General features: G+C 64.0%; 19 protein-coding genes and 1 pseudogene. 15 read left to right on the top strand and 5 right to left on the bottom strand.

Annotation, left to right across the window (positions count from 1 at the left end):
• Positions 1-5: 5 nt before the first annotated feature.
• Positions 6-194: a hypothetical protein gene (locus DY468_RS03655; RefSeq protein ID WP_164602480.1), complete on the bottom strand. Its 189-nt coding sequence runs from the start codon at positions 192-194 to the stop codon at positions 6-8.
• A gap of 57 nt (positions 195-251) precedes the next feature.
• Positions 252-500: pseudogene (locus DY468_RS03650) on the bottom strand (hypothetical protein); the annotation flags it as partial.
• 271 nt (positions 501-771) lie between these two features.
• On the opposite strand from DY468_RS03650, the gene DY468_RS03645 reads away from it, so the two are divergent.
• Together DY468_RS03645 and DY468_RS03640 are read left to right on the top strand one after the other, a co-directional pair.
• Positions 772-1059: a type II toxin-antitoxin system RelE/ParE family toxin gene (locus DY468_RS03645; RefSeq protein ID WP_164602478.1), complete on the top strand. Its 288-nt coding sequence runs from the start codon at positions 772-774 to the stop codon at positions 1057-1059.
• Positions 1060-1072: 13 nt separating this feature from the next.
• Positions 1073-1360 (top strand): HigA family addiction module antitoxin, encoded by a 288-nt coding sequence (locus tag DY468_RS03640; protein ID WP_012495962.1) that lies wholly within the window; start codon positions 1073-1075, stop codon positions 1358-1360.
• A 12-nt stretch (positions 1361-1372) separates the two neighbouring features.
• Here the strand turns inward: DY468_RS03640 and parE are convergent, their stop codons facing one another.
• Positions 1373-3424: a DNA topoisomerase IV subunit B gene (gene parE, locus DY468_RS03635; protein ID WP_164602476.1), complete on the bottom strand. Its 2052-nt coding sequence runs from the start codon at positions 3422-3424 to the stop codon at positions 1373-1375.
• A 453-nt stretch (positions 3425-3877) separates the two neighbouring features.
• Between parE and DY468_RS03630 the strand changes: the two genes are divergently transcribed.
• Together DY468_RS03630 and DY468_RS03625 are read left to right on the top strand one after the other, a co-directional pair.
• The gene (locus tag DY468_RS03630; protein WP_164602474.1) at positions 3878-4408 is read left to right on the top strand and encodes a DedA family protein; all 531 of its coding nucleotides are present in this window, start codon (positions 3878-3880) and stop codon (positions 4406-4408) included.
• 98 nt (positions 4409-4506) lie between these two features.
• Entirely contained in the window at positions 4507-5496 is a 990-nt protein-coding gene (locus DY468_RS03625) for an MBL fold metallo-hydrolase (protein WP_164602473.1), read from the top strand.
• A gap of 132 nt (positions 5497-5628) precedes the next feature.
• Here DY468_RS03625 and DY468_RS03620 read toward each other — a convergent pair whose 3' ends face one another.
• A complete protein-coding gene (locus tag DY468_RS03620) occupies positions 5629-6174 on the bottom strand; it encodes a DUF2087 domain-containing protein (protein ID WP_164602472.1) in 546 nt (181 codons plus the stop codon).
• Between the two features lie 243 nt (positions 6175-6417).
• Positions 6418-7437: an AraC family transcriptional regulator gene (locus DY468_RS03615; protein WP_164602471.1), complete on the bottom strand. Its 1020-nt coding sequence runs from the start codon at positions 7435-7437 to the stop codon at positions 6418-6420.
• Positions 7438-7645: 208 nt separating this feature from the next.
• Between DY468_RS03615 and DY468_RS03610 the strand changes: the two genes are divergently transcribed.
• From DY468_RS03610 to DY468_RS03560, 11 genes are all read left to right on the top strand, one after another.
• Positions 7646-8941 carry an ABC transporter substrate-binding protein gene (locus DY468_RS03610; RefSeq protein ID WP_164602470.1) on the top strand — a complete coding sequence of 432 codons (1296 nt, stop codon included), beginning with the start codon at positions 7646-7648 and terminating at the stop codon, positions 8939-8941.
• A gap of 16 nt (positions 8942-8957) precedes the next feature.
• A complete protein-coding gene (locus DY468_RS03605; protein ID WP_164602469.1) occupies positions 8958-9695 on the top strand; it encodes an ABC transporter ATP-binding protein in 738 nt (245 codons plus the stop codon).
• Complete coding sequence (locus DY468_RS03600; protein ID WP_164602468.1) at positions 9695-10438, top strand: ABC transporter ATP-binding protein; 744 nt, start codon at positions 9695-9697, stop codon at positions 10436-10438. The genes DY468_RS03605 and DY468_RS03600 overlap by 1 nt, the downstream gene beginning before the upstream one ends.
• Positions 10435-11316: a branched-chain amino acid ABC transporter permease gene (locus tag DY468_RS03595; protein ID WP_164602467.1), complete on the top strand. Its 882-nt coding sequence runs from the start codon at positions 10435-10437 to the stop codon at positions 11314-11316. Before DY468_RS03600 ends, DY468_RS03595 begins: the two co-directional genes overlap by 4 nt.
• Before the next feature lie 2 nt (positions 11317-11318).
• The gene (locus tag DY468_RS03590; RefSeq protein ID WP_164602465.1) at positions 11319-12968 is read left to right on the top strand and encodes a branched-chain amino acid ABC transporter permease; all 1650 of its coding nucleotides are present in this window, start codon (positions 11319-11321) and stop codon (positions 12966-12968) included.
• Between the two features lie 36 nt (positions 12969-13004).
• On the top strand, positions 13005-15323 hold the full coding sequence (locus tag DY468_RS03585) for a N,N-dimethylformamidase beta subunit family domain-containing protein (RefSeq protein ID WP_164602463.1): 2319 nt from the start codon (positions 13005-13007) through the stop codon (positions 15321-15323).
• Positions 15324-15638: 315 nt separating this feature from the next.
• On the top strand, positions 15639-16304 hold the full coding sequence (locus tag DY468_RS03580) for an FMN-binding negative transcriptional regulator (RefSeq protein WP_164602462.1): 666 nt from the start codon (positions 15639-15641) through the stop codon (positions 16302-16304).
• 14 nt (positions 16305-16318) lie between these two features.
• Positions 16319-17314 carry an N-acetyl-gamma-glutamyl-phosphate reductase gene (gene argC / locus DY468_RS03575; protein ID WP_164602461.1) on the top strand — a complete coding sequence of 332 codons (996 nt, stop codon included), beginning with the start codon at positions 16319-16321 and terminating at the stop codon, positions 17312-17314.
• 68 nt (positions 17315-17382) lie between these two features.
• Positions 17383-17982 carry a class I SAM-dependent methyltransferase gene (locus DY468_RS03570; RefSeq protein ID WP_164602460.1) on the top strand — a complete coding sequence of 200 codons (600 nt, stop codon included), beginning with the start codon at positions 17383-17385 and terminating at the stop codon, positions 17980-17982.
• 257 nt (positions 17983-18239) lie between these two features.
• Complete coding sequence (locus DY468_RS03565) at positions 18240-20036, top strand: B12-binding domain-containing radical SAM protein (RefSeq protein WP_164602459.1); 1797 nt, start codon at positions 18240-18242, stop codon at positions 20034-20036.
• Between the two features lie 248 nt (positions 20037-20284).
• Positions 20285-20647, top strand: coding sequence for a hypothetical protein (locus tag DY468_RS03560; protein WP_164602458.1), 363 nt, complete (start codon positions 20285-20287; stop codon positions 20645-20647).
• The last annotated feature ends 35 nt before the right edge of the window (positions 20648-20682 follow it).

The following is a 20682-nucleotide window of genomic DNA, read 5'->3' as shown; positions in this document are numbered from 1 at the left end:
GGCGGCTACGACCGTCGCGAAACGAAGATCAGCAATAGCCCGCCGAACGCAGTCGAGGCGCCGTACCACATCCACTGCGACTGGTTGATCATGAAACTCTGGGCCGGCCACTGAATCAGGCCGGCGCCCTGGCCGGTCCAGACCAGGCCCACGAGAAGGGCGATGACGCCGATAACGAGAAAAAGTGTGCGCATGAGCCAATTAGGCATCTTTTTGCGCGCCCGTTCAAGCCCGGCGAGGATCGGGCAGCGCTAGCCGCTAAGCGAGCGGCTGTCCCATTTGCGCTTCTCGGCGGCCGGATATTTGATCAGCACGCAATTCATCACGGCACGGCCGCGGTTGCAGCGGTTGTAACAGATGCGGCCGTTGCGGATGCTCGACAACGCGAAGAACCGCGGGGTGACGCGGCGATAGATGATGCCCGATGGCGGGTTGCGCGCCGCCAGGAACGCGGCCGGGGAGGCGCCGTCGGGATTGGGCACCGCCTGCACGGTGAGATCGCGCGCGGCACGTCGGCGGCCGCCGAGCCGGCGGCGACTTTGTAACGCTGCCAGTCGAGCGAGCGCGGCTGGGCGTGGGCCAGGTCAGGACGAGGGTGATAGCGGCGGCGATCAGCGCGTGTGGTTTCATCAGCGGTCTCCGGCAGTCGCTGCAAACGCCGCCGCGCCGTCAAGGTTGCGAAGGCAAAAGATCAGGGAGCCTGCCGCATCTTCGCCAACCGCTCAAGCCGAGCGGCTTGAGGTTCGCCGTTTGCCGTAGTATGAATTTGCCATGATCCGGTCATGGCGCAATGCTGCCACCCGGAAGTTATGGGACGGCAGCCGGTTCGACCAATTCCGCGCCCTTGATGTCGAGGCCGCGATCGATCTGTTGCTGGCTTTGAATGCCGCCAAGTCGCTGCAAGATCTCAGTCCTCTACAGAGCGTAGGATTACACAAACTCAAGGGCGTGCGCAGGAACCAATGGGCGATGACGGTCAACGACCGGTGGCGGATTTGTTTCGAGTTTCGCAAAGGTGATGCGTTCGAAGTCGAGATCGTCGACTATCACAAAGGGTGAAAAGAGGACGACCATGGCTCCTGTTTCCCATCCCGGCCGGCTGCTGAAGCGAGAACTGGCGGCGCGGAAACTCAGCGCCAACCGGCTGGCGCTGGACATAGGCGTTCCGTCTGGACGGATCACCGACATTCTCAACGGTCGTCGGTCGATTACTGCGGATACCGCGGTGCGGCTGGGGCGTTATTTCGGAAATGCTCCGCAGTTCTGGCTCGATCTGCAGAGCCAGTACGACATCGCCGTCATCGAGCGTGACAAGGGCGCGGAGATCGACCGTCAGGTGCGGCCGGCGGACGCCGCCTGACCGATCGTTTCCTTACACGTCCAGCATCTCCTCGCTGGCGAATTCGGCCTTTTCTGAGATGAAGGCGAAGCGGGCTTCGGCCTTGGTGCCCATCAGCCGCTCGACCGAATTGGCGGTGCCGTCGCGGTCGTCGGCGAGCAGCACGACGCGCAGCATCGTGCGCTTGGCCGGATCCATCGTGGTCTCTTTGAGCTGCGCCGGCATCATCTCGCCGAGGCCTTTGAAGCGGCCGACATCGACCTTGGCGTTGGCGTTGAATTCCTTCTTCAGCAGCTCTTCCTTGTGGGCGTCGTCGCGGGCGTACACCGTCTTGGCGCCGTGGGTCAGGCGGTACAGCGGCGGCACGGCAAGATAGAGGTGGCCCTCGTCGATCAGCTTCGGCATCTGCCGATAGAAGAAGGTGATCAGCAGCGAGGCGATGTGGGCGCCGTCGACGTCGGCGTCGGTCATGATGATGATGCGCGAATAGCGCAGGTCTTCCTCGCGGTAGTTCACCCCGGTGCCGGCGCCGAGCGCCTGGATCAGATCGGACAGCTGGGCGTTCGCCACCACCTTGTCCTTGCCGGCGGAGGCGACGTTGAGGATCTTGCCGCGCAAGGGAAGCACAGCTTGGGTCTTGCGGTCGCGCGCCTGCTTGGCGCTGCCGCCGGCCGAGTCGCCTTCGACGATGAACAGTTCGGAGCCTTCGGCAGCGGTCGAGGTGCAGTCGGCGAGCTTGCCCGGCAGCCGCAGCTTCTTGACCGCGGTCTTGCGCGAGATTTCCTTTTCCTGGCGGCGGCGCAGCCGCTCCTCGGCGCGCTCGATGACGAAGTCGAGCAGCTTGTTGGCCTGCACCGGATTGCCGGACAGCCAGTGGTCGAACGGATCCTTGATCGCCTGCTCGACGATCTTCTGCGCCTCGGCGGTGGCGAGGCGGTCCTTGGTCTGGCCCTGGAACTCGGGTTCGCGGACGAACACGCTGAGCATGATCGCGGCGCCGACCATCACGTCCTCGGACGTGATCGAGGAGGCGCGCTTGCCTTGGCCGGCGCGCTCGGCGTGGTCCTTCAGGCCGCGGAGCAGGGCGCTGCGCAGGCCGGACTCGTGAGTGCCGCCGTCGGGCGTCGGCACGGTGTTGCAGTACGACGACAGGAAGCCATCGGCATCGGCGGTCCAGGCCACCGCCCATTCGCACGCACCGTGCGCGCCGTTGCGACCGGATTTGCCCGCGAAGATGTCCGGGTGCACCAGCGTGTCGTTGTGGATCGCCGCGCCAAGGAAGTCCTTCAGGCCGCCTGGAAAATGGAATTCATCCTCGGCCGGAACGTCCTCGATGCCCTTCAGCAGTTCGGGGTCGCACTTCCATCGGATCTTCACGCCGCCGAACAGATACGCCTTCGACCGCGCCATCTTGAACAGACGCTGCGGCTTGAACGACGCCTTGGCGCCGAAGATGTCGGTGTCAGGCTTGAAGCGCACCCGGGTGCCGCGGCGGTTGTTGACCTTGCCGAGGTTTTCCAGCTTGCCCTTGGGATGGCCGCGCTCGAACACCATGCGGTGGAGCTGCTGGCCTCGCGCCACTTCAACTTCAAGACGAGACGACAACGCATTGACGACGCTGACGCCGACGCCGTGCAGACCGCCCGAGGTCTCGTACACCTTGCTGTCGAACTTGCCGCCGGCGTGCAGCGTGCACATGATCACTTCGAGCGCCGACTTCTTCGGAAATTTCGGATGCGGATCAATGGGAATACCGCGTCCGTTATCGGAGACGGTGAGGAAGCCGTCGGCCGACAGCTCGACCTCGATGAAGGTCGCGTGGCCGGCCAGCGCTTCGTCCATCGAGTTGTCGATCACCTCGGCGAACAGGTGGTGCAGCGCCTTCTCATCGGTGCCGCCGATATACATGCCGGGCCGGCGCCGGACCGGCTCCAGCCCCTCCAGAACCTCGATGTCGGCGGCGGTATAACCGTCCTCGGCGCCGCTCGGCTTGGCCGGGGTCTTGGGCGCGGCAGACTTCGGCGCGCCTTCGAACAGGTCGTTGCCGGATTTCGATTTCGAGCTTGCCTTCAATGCCTTGGCCATGAGTCCTGGAGTCTGTTCTGATGTCGTGCGAACGGCCGAGGCCGTGCGAATCGCTGTGTTGCACTATGCCATGGAAGGGCTACGGGTGTGACGCTGGGGCGAGCCCCGGCCGGCGCAGGCGCCGACAGGGGCGGGGGGCCGGGCGGATGCACGAGAATTTGCACCCCCCAAGCCGGTGCCGACTGACCACCGTGAGGCCATATAGGCTCCTCCGGCAGGGTTGAATAGAGCCGACGCGCCGCGTGACCCTGCGTCGCGGGATACCTTAATACCGGCAATGGCTTGTGCCGGATCAATCTTCTGCGCTGAGGCGTGAGGTCGCGCCGGCCGGCCGCATTGCGGCCACGCGGGTCTGGTCGGGAAGGCGTGTCGCATGTTGGACCCGCCATGGTCCGTGCTATTGCGACAGCCCTATGAAGGCCGCGTCGGGGGATGGCGGCCACCTGAAAGACAATGGAAGCCTATATCCACGACATCGCCGAGTTCGTGCGCCAGCATCAGGCGTGGGCCGCACCCGTCGTCCTGATCCTGGCGTTCGGGGAGTCGCTTGCGTTCATCTCGCTGCTGATCCCGGCATGGGGCGCGCTGGTTGCGATCGGCGCGTTGATCGGCGTGTCCGGCGTCAGCTTCTGGCCGGTGTGGATCGCCGGCGGCGTCGGCGCCGCGCTCGGCGATTGGGTGTCGTATTGGTTCGGCTACCGCTACAAGGACAACGTCACCCGGATCTGGCCGCTGTCGAAATACCCTGGGCTACTGGCGCGCGGCGAGGACTTCGTCCGCAAATGGGGCGTTCCCAGCATCTTCATCGGCCGGTTCTTCGGGCCGCTGCGCGCCTCGGTGCCGCTGGCGGCCGGCATTTTCGAGATGCCGTTCTGGTCGTTCCAGATCGCCAATGTGGTGTCGGCGCTGGTCTGGTCGGCGGTGCTGCTGCTGTTCGGCGACGGCCTGTCGATCGGGCTCGGCTGGATGCTACGGTCGGTCTGACGATCCCGATCAAATGCACGTCATGACGTGATCGCGCCATGAAACGCGCCATGAGTTGCCGCTTAGACTGCACCCCAAATCACCAGCGAGGACACGCCATGGATCTGACCCGACGTCACGCCCTCACTGCGACTGCCGCGCTCGCGGCGGCACCGCTGTTGCGCAATGCGCCCGCCCATGCCGCGGCGCCGGTCGCCGACAAGCAGGCGCCGAGTTACTACCGCTACCGGGTCGGCGACGCCCAGGTGAACGTGATCTCCGATGGCATCAACACGTTCCCGCTGTCCGACGGCTTCGTCACCAACGTCATGAAGGAGGAGGTCAGCGAAGCGCTGGAAGCCTCGTTTCTGCCGAAGGACAAGGTTTCGATCCAGTTCGCGCCGCTGGTGATCAACACCGGCGGCAAGCTGGTGGTGGTCGACACCGGCAACGGTCCCGGCGCGTTCGCGTCGAGCAAGGGCAATGTCGGGCAGTTCGCCGGCAACATGGCCGCGGCCGGGTTCGATCCGAAGGCGGTCGACCTGGTGGTGATCTCGCATTTCCACGGCGACCACATCAACGGCCTGCTCGATGCGTCCGGCAAGCCGGCGTTCCCGAACGCCGAGGTGCTGGTGCCCGCCGCCGAGTGGAAGTACTTCATGGACGACGGCGAGATGAGCCGCGCGCCGTCGGGCCGGATGCAGAGCGTGTTCCAGACCGCGCGAAAAGTGTTCGACACCGGGCTGAACAAGAAGGTCACGCCCTACGAGTGGGGCAAGGACGTCGCGCCCGGTCTGCTGGCGGTCGAGACCCGCGGTCACACCCCGGGCCACACCTCGTTCGTGCTGTCGTCCGGATCGGACAAGGTGTTCATCCAGTCCGACGTCACCAATCTGCCGGCGCTGTTCGTCACCCATCCGGGCTGGCACCTGATGTTCGATCAGGATCCGGCGATGGCGGAGACCACCCGCCGCAAGACCTACGACATGCTCGCCGCCGAGAAGATGCGGGTGCAGGGCTTCCACTTCCCGTTCCCGGCGATGGGGCACGTCGAAAAGACCGCCGACGGCTACCGGCTGGTGCCGACGCCGTGGAGCCCGGTCATCTGAGACCGTCCCCGATACTCCGGCGTCCCGTTATTGCGAGCGCAGCGAAGCAATCCAGGGCTCAATTCTGAGAGCTGGATTGCTTTGTCGCGGAGCCTGTGGGCGCCGATCCGGGGGCGCCTCGATAATCAGGGCTCAGGCCGCGAGCCGCGGGGCGAGGTGGCGGATCAGCGCCACGGCTTCCGGCGGCGGCTTCTGCTCGACCCGGCGATACACCCGGCCGTCGCGGGTGCGGGTCATCAGGCCGGTGTCGCACATCATGCGGCGCAGCAGCGCGTGATCGCCGAAGCCGTGATGGCCGAGCAGCAGCTCGTTGAGCTGTTTCTCGCTGAGCTCGCCGCCCGCCGGCACCCGCGACCACATCACCCACAGGCACAGCAGGCGATGGCTGGCCTTCTTCGGCCACCGCGTCAGCACGCCGGTCGTATCGAAGTAGCGCGTCGCCTGCGCGACCTTCTGCAGATCGGGCGCCGGCTCCGGTTCGGGCTGGCGTTGCAGCATGTCCTCGGCGTCGAACTGGGCGCGAAAATGCTGGAAGTTGCGATAGCCGGCCGAGCGTGCCAGCAGGTTCAGCATCTCGACATGGCCGAGCTTGTGGCCCTGGGCGTCGAGCTCGCGGTTGAGCGCACGCGCCAGCGCGGACACATCCTGGGTGGCGAAGGGGAAAGCAGTTCTGGTCATGACCTCATCCTCGATCGTGCCGAACGATGAATGTCGTTGGTCGCTGACTTACGACGGCGGCACGGGACAAGTGTCAGCCGATCAGGAAAACAGGCAGGTTTAGCTCCCCTTGCGGGACAGCGACGCCTTGGTGAACTGCCGACCAGTGCGCGGGGAGATACACTCTCGATGAAGTGTTTGCAAGCAGAGCTTGTATGGACGGCGCCGCCGGTGTGTGGCGCTCTCTGGGCGAGATCTCGTTGCTCACTCGGCGTCGTCGTCGAGGGGCCTGATGTCGATCCGTTCGGCTTGCGCGACGTTCTCGCCAGTCGTGACAAGCTGTCCGGATTGACGCGGCGTCAGACCAAAGCGTCGGCGGTAACAGGTCGAAAAGTAAGATTGGCTGGTGAAGCCGCACTCGTAGGCGACCTGGCCGAGGTTGACGTGGTTGGCCCCGCCGTGCCGAACGATCAGTTGGCGGGCGCGCTGCAGCCGGAGTTCAAGTAACCGCTGCCCGAACGACGTGCCGTGATAGTGAAAGATCTTGTGCAGGTAGCGGACCGAGATCTTGTGCTCACGCGCCGCTTGATCCGGGGTGAGCTCGTGATCCTTCAGGTTGTGCTGGAGATAGTGATCGATCCGGCTGAACAACGAGGAAGCCAGCCGCTGCCGGATGAACGCGCCGTCCTGCGGCTCCTCCCGCAAGTCGAGCATCAGGCAAATCAGATCGATGACCGACTGCTGCAACCTGTCGGCGTGCTCGCCGGGTGGAAGGCTCAGAAGTTGCGTGCCCAGGGTTGCGACGACCGGGACGAGTTTTGAGTTCCCGATATTCATCGTCGCGCAAAGACCGTCGATGCCTTTGACACGATCGATCAGCAGTTCGCGGTCGATCTTGATCGTGATGTTCTCGGAGCCGTCGGGCACGTCGACGACGTAGTCTTCAGCGGAGTTGAGGAGAAAGACAGCACCGGGCATGGCGAGACCCGAGCGCCCCCGTTGCTCGAATTGCAGGGCTTTCCGGGTCGGAAACAGGAATACGAAGTCTTCGGACTGGTCGATTTTGGCCGACTCCTTGCGCCTGATCACCCGTTGGGCATCCGCCCTGAAGTTGGACACCCCCATTGCCGCGAATTGCACGTCGATCAGTTCGCCGACAACGCGATCGTCCTGCCGGGCCTGGATATCAAGTCGATAGTAGACCTCCGCCATCGCCTGGCGCCATGCGGCGATGCTGTCCGCCGCGGATAGGGAGGCGGTCGAGTAGTGGTTCCTCTGACTCATCGCGGTGACCTCGCCGGAACGTGCAGACCTGTCTCAGGCAAGAAGTATGCCGATCATCGGCGGCTCCGAGCGCTCTTGTATTAGCAGTGCACTGATCTTGCAGAGACAGTACCCTGCAGTGAAAGACCTAACTCCGATCAGTCACCTAAGATGCCCTCGTTGTTGAAACAGCGCTCCTCCGAGGGGGACGCTTGTCAGGAGAGGTCTTATGGTCGGCAAGGTCTCGCGTCGCAAACTGCTTCAACTTGCGTCAGCCGGCACGGCTGCTGCTGCGTTTCCAGCCCCTTTCGTCGCCAGCGTGACGCGCGCCGCCTCGGCCGACCCGATCCTGCTCGGCGTTCCGACGGCCCAAACTGCGCAAGCTGGGGTTGCTGATCACCAGGACTATCTCAATGGAACTACGCTGGCGCTTGAGGAAATCAACGCCGCCGGCGGTGTGCTCGGGCGTCAGGTCAAACCGGTCGTGGTCGACATCGATCCGCTGTCCCCGGAAAGCGGTCAGGTTGCAATCAACAAACTGATCGACGCCAAGGTGCATGCGATGTCCTGCGCCTTCGTATTCACGCCGATCCCGGTCGCGGACGTCTCGGCGCGCTACAAGGCGCCGCTGCTGTGGGGACTGACGCAGCGCAATATGACCGACTTGGTCGTCAAGCAGCCGGACAAATACTCGCACGTATTTCAGACCGACCCGTCCGAAGTGCATTATGGTCACACATTCCCGGTGTTTCTCAAGGCAATGAAGGACCAGGGCACATGGAAGCCTCTGAATAACGGCGTTCATATCGTCCAGGAGCAGATCGCCTACAACCAGACGATCTCCAAGGCGCTGCAGGCCTCGCTGCCCAAGAGTGAGTTCAAGCTGGCGGGTATCACGGACATCCAATACCCGGTCCAGGATTGGGGGCCGGTGATTCAGGAGATCAAGAAGATCGGCGCCGGCGCGGTGATGATCGACCACTGGGTGGCGGCCGAATATGCGGCCTTCGTCAAGCAGTACAGTGCCGATCCGCTGAAGGGGGCGCTGGTCTATCTGCAATACGGACCGTCGCAGCCGGAGTTTTTGGAACTGGCCGGCCCCGCCGCCGAAGGCTTCGTCTGGAGCACCGTGCTCGGCGTCTATGCCGACGACAAGGGCAAGGCGTTCCGGGCCAAGTACAAGAAACGTTTTCCCGGCATCATGGGGCTTTGCTACACCGGCAACGGCTACGACACGACCTACTATCTCAAGGCGGCATGGGAGGCGGTCGGTGATCCGTCGAACTTCAAGGGCGTGAGCGACTGGATCCGCAAGAACTCGTATCGTGGCGTTTGCGGCTTCATGAGCATGGATAATCCGTACCAGGAGTGCGCGCACTATCCGGACACGGGCGACGCGATCGGCGCTGCCGACCTCGAGAAGGGCATGGCCCAGCTGTTCTTCCAGGTCCAGAACAACGAGCACAAGATCATCTATCCGGACGTTCTCGTCGAGAACAAGCTCCAGAAAGCGCCGTGGTGGTGATGCCTGGGCGATAACGATGACGCCGTCGCCGATCTTCTCCTGTGACCGGATCGCGCTCGATCTCGGTGGCCGGTCGATCCTGCGTGAGATCTCCCTCGACGTGAAGCCGGGCGAGGTGATGGGGATCATCGGACCTAACGGTGCGGGCAAGACCAGCTTGTTCGAGGTGCTGTCCGGCCGAATTTCGCCGAAGAGCGGCACGGTGACCTATGACGGTCGGGACGTCACCGGTCTGCCGTTGCATCAAAGGGCCCGGCTCGGCATCGGCCGGACCTACCAAACGCCGATCGTGCCGGAAGACATGACCGTCGCACAGGTTTTGAAAGCTGCTCGCCAGGCCTATCGGCCATATCTGACGCCGGATGATGCCGAATGGGGCGCGGGGCTGGTCGGCTTTCGGACCCCCGGCGGGACGATGGCGGATCGGCTCGACACTCTCAACCGACGCAAGCTGCTGATGACCTGCCTGTTGATGCGGCGGCCATCGGTGCTGTTGATGGACGAGCCGGCGGCGGGGTTGATCAACTCCGAGATCGACGAACTCGACGACATCATGCGAGTGCTGGCGAAGGAGCTCAACATCGCGATCGTGCTGATCGAGCATCGAATGGAGCTGCTCGATACGATCGCCGATCGTGTGCTGGTGATGGATGCCGGCGAGACGATCGCCGAGGGGCTGCTCTCGGAGATCCTGGAAAATCCACGGGTGAAGGCGGCGTATTTCGAGACGGAAGCAGGCGGAGGGTTGCACTGATGGCTGCCCCCGAAACCGTCTCGACCCGCCCGGCTGTGCTCGATGTCCAAGGACTGTCCGCGGGGTGGGGACCGATGCGGGTGATCCACGACCTCGACCTCACGGTGTTCGCCGGCGAGCGGATCGGCCTCGTCGGCCTCAACGGGCACGGCAAGTCGACCTTGTTTCAGGCGATCGCAGGGCTGACAGGCTGGCAGCGCGGCTCGATTAAGCTCAACGGCTACGAGGTCGGTCGCACCCGCAGCCAGGGGCCCGGACGTTACACGCATCTGATCGTTCGGCGCGGCCTGGCGCTGATCCCGCAAGGCGACGAGATCTTTCACGGCCTGACGGTGGAGGAGCATCTCGACAGCGGCGCCTTCACCAAGCGGGCCTGGGCCGAACGCGCGCTGCGCAAGAAGCGCATCCTGCAGATTTTTCCGCCGCTGGAGAAGCTGATGAAGACGCCGGTCGGCCGCCTGTCGGGTGGCGAACGCCGGATGGTGTCGATCGGTCGTGGCCTGATGTCCGATGCCGAATTGTTTCTCGTCGACGAGCCGTCGCTCGGGCTCGCCCCGAAGATCGGGCGCTCGGTCGTCGAGGCCTTGATGGCGGTCGAACTCGGCGGCTCGGCGATGGTCATCGCCGAGCAGAACGTCGCGCTGCTCGAAGGCAGCGTCGACCGCATCATTGGAATGCATGCCGGCAAGCTGAAGGGCGAGGCTTCGGCGTCTAAGACCCTGTCGATGGAGCGCAACCGATGAACTGGGGCTTCATCGTCACCAATGCGATCACGCTGACCTGCATCTACGGCACCCTGGCGATCGGCATTTCCGTCACCTGGTCGAGCCTGGGTCTCGTCAACATGGCCTACGGATTCATCTTCGCGCTGTCCGGCTACGGTGCGTGGCTGGCGAGCGTGTATATCGGCCCGTTTCCGGTGGTCGTGATGATCGCGGGAATTCTGACCGGTGCGATCGGCGGACTCATCGTCTGCCTGCTCGCCTTCATTCCGATCCACGACAAGCCGAATTTTCCGCTGCGCGCGCTGATCGCGACGCTCGCCATCAGCCTGGTCGGCAACCAGATCCTGCTGTGGTGGTTCGGCCCACGGGCCAAGTCTCTGCCGCGGCTGTTCGGCAGCTGGAACGCCGATATCCTCGGCGTCGTGGTGACGTCCGACAAGCTCGGGGCGTCGCTGTCGGCGATCCTGCTGCTCACTCTGATCCTGCTCTGGATGCGCTCCAGCCGCCGCGGTCTCGAAATCCGCGCGATGATGATGAACCCGCATGCGGCGTCGATCGTCGGCATCGGCGTCCGCCGAACCAGCATCTATGTGATGGCGCTGACCGGATCGCTCGCGGGGTTGGCGGCTGTGCTGCTGGCTCAGACCTACTACGTCGCGCCGTTCAGCGGCATCACGCCGATGATCAAGGGGCTGAGCATCGCGCTGGTCGGCGGCCTCGGCAGCATTCCGGGTGCGGTGATCGGTGCGATCATGCTCGGCGTGAACGAGTCGCTGACTTTGACCTTTCTCGGCGGTCAATACGTCCTGATCACCCAGTTCCTGCTCATCATCGTGGTTCTCCTGATCCGTCCGCGCGGCATCTCCGGAATTCTCGACAAGGCCCGCGAGGCATGACGATGACCGACACGACCGCTCCGATCTGGATCGATCCGACCGACTCCCAGCATCCGGAGACCCCGGCGCGGGAGGTCGTGACCAATCCGTTTCTGTCGCATCAGGTGACCTGGGACGAGACCACGCGGTTTCGTCCGAAAATGTATCTCGTCGGACGGCTGCGCTATTACTACAAATGGCCCGGCCACGGCGGAGCGTTGTGGACGCGGACGCGCTACTGGCCGACGCGCCGGCGCGTGCTGAACATCCATGGCGAATACAATCCCAAGACGATGCGCCGCGAAAAGACCATCGTCGACAAGCGGCCGATCTGGTGGGTACTGGCGCTCGCGGCGTTCCTGATCATGCCGCTTTTCGTGCCGGCCAGTTCTTTCAACACGGCGATGTCCGCAGCCTCGGTCTTCGCGATCTATGCGGCCATCAATCTGTGCTGGATGCTGGTGGTCGGCACCGCGGGCATCTTCTCGCTGGCAACCTATGCGGTCGTCGGCGCGGCGGCTTACGGCACCACCTATATGGCGATTATGCTGGGATTGCCGTGGTGGCTGCTGCCGCTTGCGGGGGTGCTGATCGGTCTCGCTTTCGGTCTCCTGATCGCACTGCCGGCGATGCGGCTTGACGGCTTCTATTACGCGCTGCTGACGCTCGGTGTCGTCGAGCTGTGTCGCGTTTATGTGGTGCAGTCGCGCCAGTTCGGCTCGGCGACCGGCGGTCTATACGGCGCGCCGAGCTATCTGCCGGCAGGGCTTTCGCAGACCAACCGTCTGCTGCTCGGCTATTACGCCGCGCTGTTCGTGATGATCCTTGCGCTGTTCCTGTATCGGTTCGTCGATGGCAAGCGACTCGGCCGTTTGCTGCGGATGGCCCAAGAGAAGAAGGAGGGCTTCGCACAAGCCTGCGGCGTCGATTTCATTCGCGCTCGCATCATGGTGTTTTTGATCTCGTCCGCCGCGCTCGGCTTCATCGGCGGTTTCTATGCGACCCATTTCGGCGGCGCTTCGCCGAACCTGTTCTCGTTCGACACGCTGCTGCTGTCGCTGGCGATGCTGGTGATCGGCGGCATCGGGCGCGCCGAGGGCGCGGTTGCCGGCACGTTGATCGTCGTTTTCATCGATCGAGTGTTGATCGATCTCGGTCCACTACGCTTCGTGCTGATCGGCGCGATCATGCTCGGCGTGGTGCTGTTCCTGCGTGGCGGCATCTTCGGCATCAAGTCTCAGTTTCGGGCGTGGCGCGACAAGAAAAAGAGCGAGAGACGATCAACCCGAGCCGAGAAAGGAGGCGAGATGTTGCCCGAAGAAGCCACCGAGGTGGAAGACAAGGATCAGGTCTATTTCCGCCGCTTCGACAAGATGCAGCGAGACTTTCTCAAGCGCCTGGTGTCCGACGCGGTGATCGCCGAGCATAAATCCAAGCCGCTCGGCCAGCACAGTGAAGCGCTCGAACGCCTGTTGATCTATTTCCGGCGCCAGGGGCAGGTCGACAAATATGCGATCATGGTGCTGGAAGAATTCAAGGCCTATCGCATCGTCGCGCTGTCGGGGCATCGCGGCACCGCGCCGCGCATGGTCGAAGATCGCAACTACGAAACGCCCGACGAGGCCTATCACGCGCTGTTCCTGCGCCGTGTGCAGGATCTACTCGAAACCTGAAGCCGTTCTGTTCAGTCGCCGGAGAAGCCCACCACCATGGCCGAGAAGAAGATATTCGGATACGCGGACAAGATTTCGGTCAAACCCGGCGATGACATCTCGTTCTATGTGCACGCGGACGGTACCGACGTCGTCGATGCGCAATTGGTGAGGCTGATTCACGGCGATGCTCATCCGGCTGGTCCGGGCTATCGAGAGGAAGAGATCGCTTCCGAGGCGAATGGCGTGTGGCGAGTCCGCAAGCAGTTCACCCAGGTCGGATCCTTTCTGACCGTTGCCGATCCCGATCGGCGTCTGGCCCTCGGCGGCAGCTTCAGCCTTTGCACCTTCGTGTATCCGAACAATCCGGGGGGCGGCCGGCGGCAGTGTCTGCTCGGACGGTGGGACGCGTTCGGCAATCGCGGGTACGGATTGTGGCTCAATCCGGACGGCTTTCTCGAATTCGGGTTCGGCGACGGTGGCGAAGTCGATTACCTCGACGCCGAAGTGCCCGTGTTGAAGAACAATTGGTATTTCGTCGCGGCGACATTCGATGCCACCACCGGGGTCGCGACGCTATACCAGGAAGGTGTCTCGACCCGTTACAATTCACTGCTCAGCAAGGTCGCCAACGTCGACTTCCGGTCGCATGTGCGTGAGACGCTGCGCTTCCGTCCGGCGAACCCGCCGGAGCTGCCATTCCTGCTCGCCGGAGCGCGGGATCACCATACGCTACGCGGCGACTTCGTTACCCAGTGTCTGAATGGCAAGCTCGATCGTCCCGGCGTGTTCGAGCGTGTCCTGACCCGGACCGAGCTCGACAGCTACCGCGACAGCGGGGTGCCGCCGCAGGACGGGCTGGTCGCATTCTGGGACACCACGCAGGGCTATACCGAGCGCGGCATCGGCGACCGGGTGGTCGATGCCGGCCCATATGGTCTGCATGCGACGGGTTACAACCGTCCGGTCCGCGCGCAGACGGGGTTCAACTGGCAGGGGCGGGACGACTGCTTCCGGCTCGCGCCACAGCAGTACGGTGGCATCGAGTTTCACGACGACGCCATCATCGATTGCAGATGGGAGCTGACGCGCTCGATCAAGGTGCCCGACGTCAGGAGCGGCGCCTACGCCTTCCGCTTACGAACGGGCGACGCGAAAGGAATGCGCGAAGAGTATATCGTGTTTTTCGTGCGCCCCGTCAGGCCGAAAGCGCCGATTCTCTTCCTGGTGCCGACCGGAAGCTATCTTGCCTATGCGAATGAACATCTCAGTTTCGATGCCGAGATCATGCAACCGCTCGCCGGCCAGTCGCCAATTCTCTCGGAAGTCGACATCGAGCTGTATCAGACTGCGGAGTTCGGTCTGTCGCTTTACGATCATCACGGCGATGGGGCAGGGGTCTGCTACAGCACCTATCGACGGCCGATCTTGAACATGCGCCCGAAAGCCCGGATGTCGTCGATGGGTGTGACGTGGCAGTTTCCGGCGGACCTGTCGATCATCGCCTGGCTCGACCACATGGGCTACGACTACGACGTGACGACGGACGAGGATTTGCATCGCGACGGCATCGAGGCGTTGAAGCCGTACAATGTGGTGCTGAGCGGAACGCATCCGGAGTACGTTTCCGAGCAGATTCTCGATGCCACCGAAGACTACATCGCCTCCGGCGGCCGGTTCGTCTATCTCGGCGGCAATGGATATTACTGGAATGTCGGGTACCACAGCGAAGATCCCTGGTGCATGGAGGTGCGCAAGCTGAACTCCGGCATGCGCGCCTGGCAGGCCCGGCCCGGCGAATACTATCTGGCGACGACGGGGCAGAAGAGCGGACTCTGGAAGGACCTCGGACGCCCGCCCCAGAAGGTGTTCGGCGTCGGCTTCATTTCGGAAGGGTTCGACTCTGCGCGGCCGTTCCGACGGATGCCCGACAGTTGGCATCGCCGCGTGTCCTGGATCATGGAGGGCATCGAAGGCGAAATCATCGGTGATTTCGGTCTCGCGCAGGGCGCGGCCGGCGGCATCGAGATCGATCGCTATGACTTGACGCTCGGCACGCCGCCGCACTCGCTGATCGTCGCGTCCTCGGGCGGGCACAGCGACAATTATCAGACGGTGGTCGAGGAGGTGCTCTATCCCTATCCGGGCCTGTCCGGATCGCACGACTATCGCGTGCGCGCCGATATGGTGTATTTCACCGCTCCGAACGACGGCGCGGTGTTCTCGACCGGGTCGATCGCCTTCAGTCAGTCGCTACCGTATCGAAATTTCGACAACAACGTTTCGCGCCTTCTTGCCAATGTCGTCTCGGCATTCAGCAAGCCTGGAAGGCTGCCCGGCTGGGCCTGGTCGGCCGAAGAGAAACAGTGGCGCTGAGGGACGGCAGCATCGGCATGTCCCTCAGGTTGCGGCCGGCCTGAGGCAGCCGCGGTCGCTGCATTGTCTTGCTCCAGGATTGTCTTGCTCCCGGCGCGCGACTTGACGCTCCGTCGTTCTGACCTTATCAAACCTCTCATGCTCAACGCGCTCACCACCGCCAAAGCCCGCCGCCGCATTCCCGCGGCATGGGTTGACGCGCGCGTCTGACAGCGTTGTCCCTGCCGCCGGTTACGGTCCGCGGCAGGTGAGCTTCGAAAATCCCCTTACGCGCATCGATCCGACGGCTCCCGTTCAAACCAGGAGTCTTTACCGATGTACGCGCCACCCCAGTTCAAGCCCGACCGGTCCGCCTGCCTTGCCTTTGCGGCGGCGCGCGGTTTCGGCCTCGCTTGCGCCCATGACGCCGCTGGGCCGGTTGCTTCCCCGCTGCCGTTCGCGATCCAATATGCCAGCGACGGCACCCCGCTGTTGTCGTTTCACATCGCGCGCAACAATCCGCTCGCCGGCTGCGCCGATGCCCGCACTCCGTGGCTGATGGCGGTGACCGCCGGTCATGCTTATGTGTCGGCCGACTGGTACGCGTCGCCGGACCAGGTGCCGACCTGGCTGTATCGCAGCGTGCAGCTGAGCGGGCCGGCGGCGGTGATGTCGGCGGCCGAACTGGATGCGCAGCTCGACGACGTGAGCGCCCTGTTCGAGAACGCGCTGGAGCCGAAGCCGCCTTGGACGATAGCCAAAATGGCGGCCGGACGGCGCAACGCGATGAAGCAGGCGATCGTCGGGGTGATGATGCGGGTCGATGCGGTGGTGGGCAGCTTCAAGCTCAACCAGCACAAGTCCGATGCCGATCATGTCGCGATCGCCGCCGCGCTGGCGCGCCAGCCCGACGCTGGCTCGCAGGAAATCGCCGCCGAGATGGTCGCGCTGCGGCCGCATCTGGATTACACCGTCCCGGCACTCGCCGGTGAACCCGCTTGATCAAGGAGCTTCAAATGACCCTGACCGACAGCACCAATCCAGGCCAGGCGCAGGCTGCTAGCGGCAAGCCGGTGGTGTTCATCGACGGCGCCGCCGGCACCACGGGCCTCGGCATTCGCGAGCGGCTGGCGCGCCACGGCCAGGTCACCGTCAAGGACATACCCGACGACAAGCGCAAGGACGCCGGCGCCAAGCGGGCGCTGATGGCAGAAGTCGATCTCGTCATCCTGTGCCTGCCGGACGATGCCGCCAAGGAGACGGTGGCGCTGATCGACGACCTCGGCGCTTCGGGCCCGAAGGTGCTCGACGCTTCGACCGCGTTCCGTGTCGCTCCGGACTGGGTCTATGGCTTCGCCGAGCTGGCGCCGGATCAGGCCGACAAGATCCGCGCCGCCAGGAAGGTCGCCAATCCCGGTTGCTACCCGACCGGCGGCATCGCGCTGCTGCGGCCGCTGGTCGACGCCGGCCTGCTGCCGGCCGACTATCCGGTGACGATCAACGCCGTCAGCGGCTATTCCGGCGGCGGCAAGTCCATGATCGCGGCCTATGAGGCCGGTACGGCACCGGCGTTCGAGCTGTACGGCCTCGGATTCGCCCACAAGCATCTGCCGGAAACCCAGAAGTACGCAGGCCTGTCGCGGCGTCCGATCTTCATTCCCTCGGTCGGCAATTTCCGGCAGGGCATGCTGGTGTCGGTGCCGCTGCATCTCGACACGCTGCCGGGCAAGCCTGCGGTCGCCGAGCTGCATGCCGCGCTGGCGCAGCGTTATGCCGGCAGCACCTATGTGTCGGTGCCGCCGCTGGATGCTGCGCCTTACACGGGCGGCCGGATCGAGCCGGAAGCGCTGAACGACACCAACCAGCTCGAACTCTACGTGTTCGGCAGCGACACGCACCGCCAGGCGGTGCTGGTGGCGCGGCTCGATAATCTCGGCAAGGGCGCCTCCGGTGCCGCCGTGCAGAACATGCGACTGATGCTCGGCTTGCCTGATACTGGCGGGGTCGATTAACGGCCCCGCTTTGCTGTGGAGTGGCTCCCGTCCTCTGGGCGGGAGCCGCGTCATTTTTGGAACCTGACATGACCCAAGCTTTCGACGACGACACGCTGCGGTTCTATCGCGGCAATGCCACCGCTTACGCCGAGCGCCAGCCGCGGAGCGCGACGCTGACCCAGTTCCTGGGCGAACTGCCGGCGGGCGCCAAGATCCTCGAGCTCGGCTGCGGGGCCGGCTACCAGGCCGAAGCGATGCTCGCGGCCGGCTTCGATGTGGATGCGACCGACGGCTCCCCGGAACTCGCGGCGGAAGCCTCGCGCCGGCTTGGGCGGCCGGTTCGCACCATGCTGTTCCATCAGCTCGACGCGATCGACGCTTACGACGCTGTTTGGGCGCACGCCTGCCTGCTGCACGTGCCGCGCGATGAGCTTGCCGACGTGCTGAAACTGATCTGGCGGGCGCTGAAGCCCGGCGGCCTGTTCTACGCCAGCTACAAGTCCGGCGACAGCGAGGGGCGGGACAAGCTCGCCCGCTACTACAATTACCCGTCCGAGGAGTGGCTTCGCGGGCGTTACGCGGAAGCTGGGAGCTGGGCGTCGGTCGGGATCGAGACCAGCGAAGGCAAGGGGTTCGACCAGGAACTTGCTCAGTTCCTTCATGTCACGGTACGGAAGCCGGAGTGACGGATTACCGTCACTCAATTCTGGGGGGCGACTGTGCAGAGTGAGACACAGTGTTGCTGTTGCGTCTCACCAAGCCGGTCGCTTGTTCAGTTAGCGAACGGTTAGTACCAAGGAAGTAATAGTCTGAGATTAGCCCTCGGTGATAATTGAGTGAGTTGTGCCGGGCGTCCTTGCCAGCGCCCGGCGACCTGAGCCAAGCTCCAAGCGGGAGGCCGAAGGCGGGTCGCTTTCGGTTGCGAGAGCAGGTGAGGGCGGCAATGGCGAGTGTGCAACCGGCGGCGCGGCCGTCGAAGCGGTTCCAGATCGCACTGATCAAACCGTCGCATTACGACGACGACGGCTACGTCATTCAGTGGTTCAGATCCTTCATTCCCTCCAATTCACTCGCGGTGGTTTACAGCCTGGTGGAGGACGCCCGGCAGCGCCGCGCGATGGGCGACGTTGAGATCGACATTACCGCTGCTGACGAGATCAACACCCGAACGCGCATGCCGCAGATCATCGAGCGGTTCAGGGCCCATGACTTCTTCGGGCTCGTGTTCATCGTCGGGGTGCAGTCCAATCAGTTTCCGCGCGCGATGGATATCGCCCGCCCGCTGCGGGCCGCCGGCGTGCCGGTGGCGATCGGCGGCTTCCACGTCTCCGGCTGCATCGCGATGCTTCCCGGAATTCAGCCCGATCTGCAGGAGGCGCTCGACCTCGGCGTCACCCTGTATGCCGGCGAGCTTGAAGGCCGATGCGACGAGCTGCTGCGCGACGCCGCCAGCGGCGCGCTGAAGCCGCTCTACAACTACCTGAACGACCTGCCATGCCTGGAAGGCGCGCCGACGCCGGTGCTGCCGCGCAAGTTCCTCAAGGGTACGTTCAGCCTGCAGACCTCGTTCGATGCCGGCCGCGGCTGTCCGTATCAGTGCTCGTTTTGCACCATCATCAATGTGCAGGGCCGCAAGTCGCGCGGCCGCAGCGCCGACGATATCGAGCGCTTGGTGCGCGCCAACATGGCGCAGGGCGTCAACTGGTTCTTCATGACCGACGACAACTTCGCCCGCAACAAGGACTGGGAGGTGATCCTCGACCGGCTCGCCGCGCTGCGCCGCGAATTTGCTGCGACCGGGCAGAAAGACATCAAGCTGGTCATCCAGGTCGACACGCTGTGCCACAAGATCGACGGCTTCATCGAGAAGGCGCGGGCTGCGGGCGTGGTCCGTACATTCCTCGGATTGGAGAGTATCAACCCGCAGAATCTCGCTTCGGCGAAGAAGCGTCAGAACAAGATCACCGAGTATCGGCAGATGCTGCTGGCCTGGAAGAAGGCCGGGGTGATCACCTATGCGGGCTACATCCTCGGCTTTCCGCACGACACGCCGGAGAGCATCGCCGAAGATATTGCGATCATCCAGAAGGAGCTGCCGCTCGATATCCTCGAGTTCTTCTGCCTGACGCCGTTGCCGGGCTCCGAGGATCACCAGCGCCTGTTCAATCAGGGCGTGGCGATGGACAGCGATCTCAACCGGTTCGACATCGAGCACGTCGTCACGCCGCATCCGAAGATGAGCCGACAGGAGTGGCAGGGCGCTTATCTCAAGGCTTGGGAGCTGTACTATTCGGCCGAGCACATCGAACGGATGATGCGCCGCGCCGCCGCGACCGGTGTCGGCGTGTCGCGGCTGGCGTCGATGATCTTCCTGTTCTCGTCGATGGTCCGGATCGAGAAGGTGCACCCGCTGCAGGGTGGCATCATCCGGCTGAAATATCGGCTCGACCGCCGCCCGCCGCTGCCGGTCGAGCCGGCGCTGGTGTTCTATCCGAAGCTGATCGCCGAGGGGGCCCGCAAGCTGGTGCAGAACGTCCGGCACTGGTTCTGGATCGACGGCCTGCGCCGCAAGATCCGCAGCGCCCCCAACCGGATGAGCTACACCGACGCCGCGATCACCCCGGTCGGCGACCACGAGGTCGAGGAGCTCGAGCTGTTCACCCACAGCCAGGCCGCCCAGGACGCCGTGGAGCACATCCGCAAGATCAACCAGCTCACCCACGCCAAATCAGTGGCGTAGGCGGCTGCTGCTTGTCTCCGTCATTCCGGGGCGCGCGCCAGCGCGAACCCGGAATCTCGCGGTTGTCGCCAAGGAAGATGCCGCAAGGTGCGCGGCGGGCGCCGTGACAAGCACGTCGAGATTCCGGGTTCGCGAGCTGCGCTCGCGCCCCGGAATGACGGCCAGGCGACGCTCTTTCGGATCTGTTCTCAAGGTCCCGCCGTCATGCTTAAATCGCTCCGTTGCATTGAAACGGTTTCGGAGGCGGCATGACGACAGCTCCTGTGCTGGTGATCCTCGGCGCGGCGACGGCGTTGGGGCTTTATCTCGGACTGTTGTATCTGCGCGGTGACCGCAAGCAGGGGCTGGTCGCGCTGCACATGCTGCTCGGCTTTGGCGGGCTCGAGACCCTCGTGATGCTGCTGCACGGCACGCCGGATGGAGCTTCGACGACGGATAGCGTCTCTTTCGGCAAGATTGCGGCCGGTCTGTTCGCCGTATCGGCCTTCTCCGGCTTCATCGCCGCGCTGGCGCGGCGTTCGCCGGTCGGCGCCAACGTCCTACTCGGCACGCACGTCACCGTCGGTCTCGCCGGTTTCGCGCTGCTGCTGGCCTGGGTGTCGGGGACCTGAACCATCAGGTCCCGGCAGGTCGGGCGATAGGCCTG

Origin of the sequence: Rhodopseudomonas sp. BR0M22 (genome assembly GCF_010907035.1) — a bacterium.
Lineage (GTDB): Bacteria > Pseudomonadota > Alphaproteobacteria > Rhizobiales > Xanthobacteraceae > Rhodopseudomonas.
The sequence above is the reverse complement of the archived record's forward strand: the minus strand, read 5'-3'. Positions and strand labels throughout refer to the sequence as shown.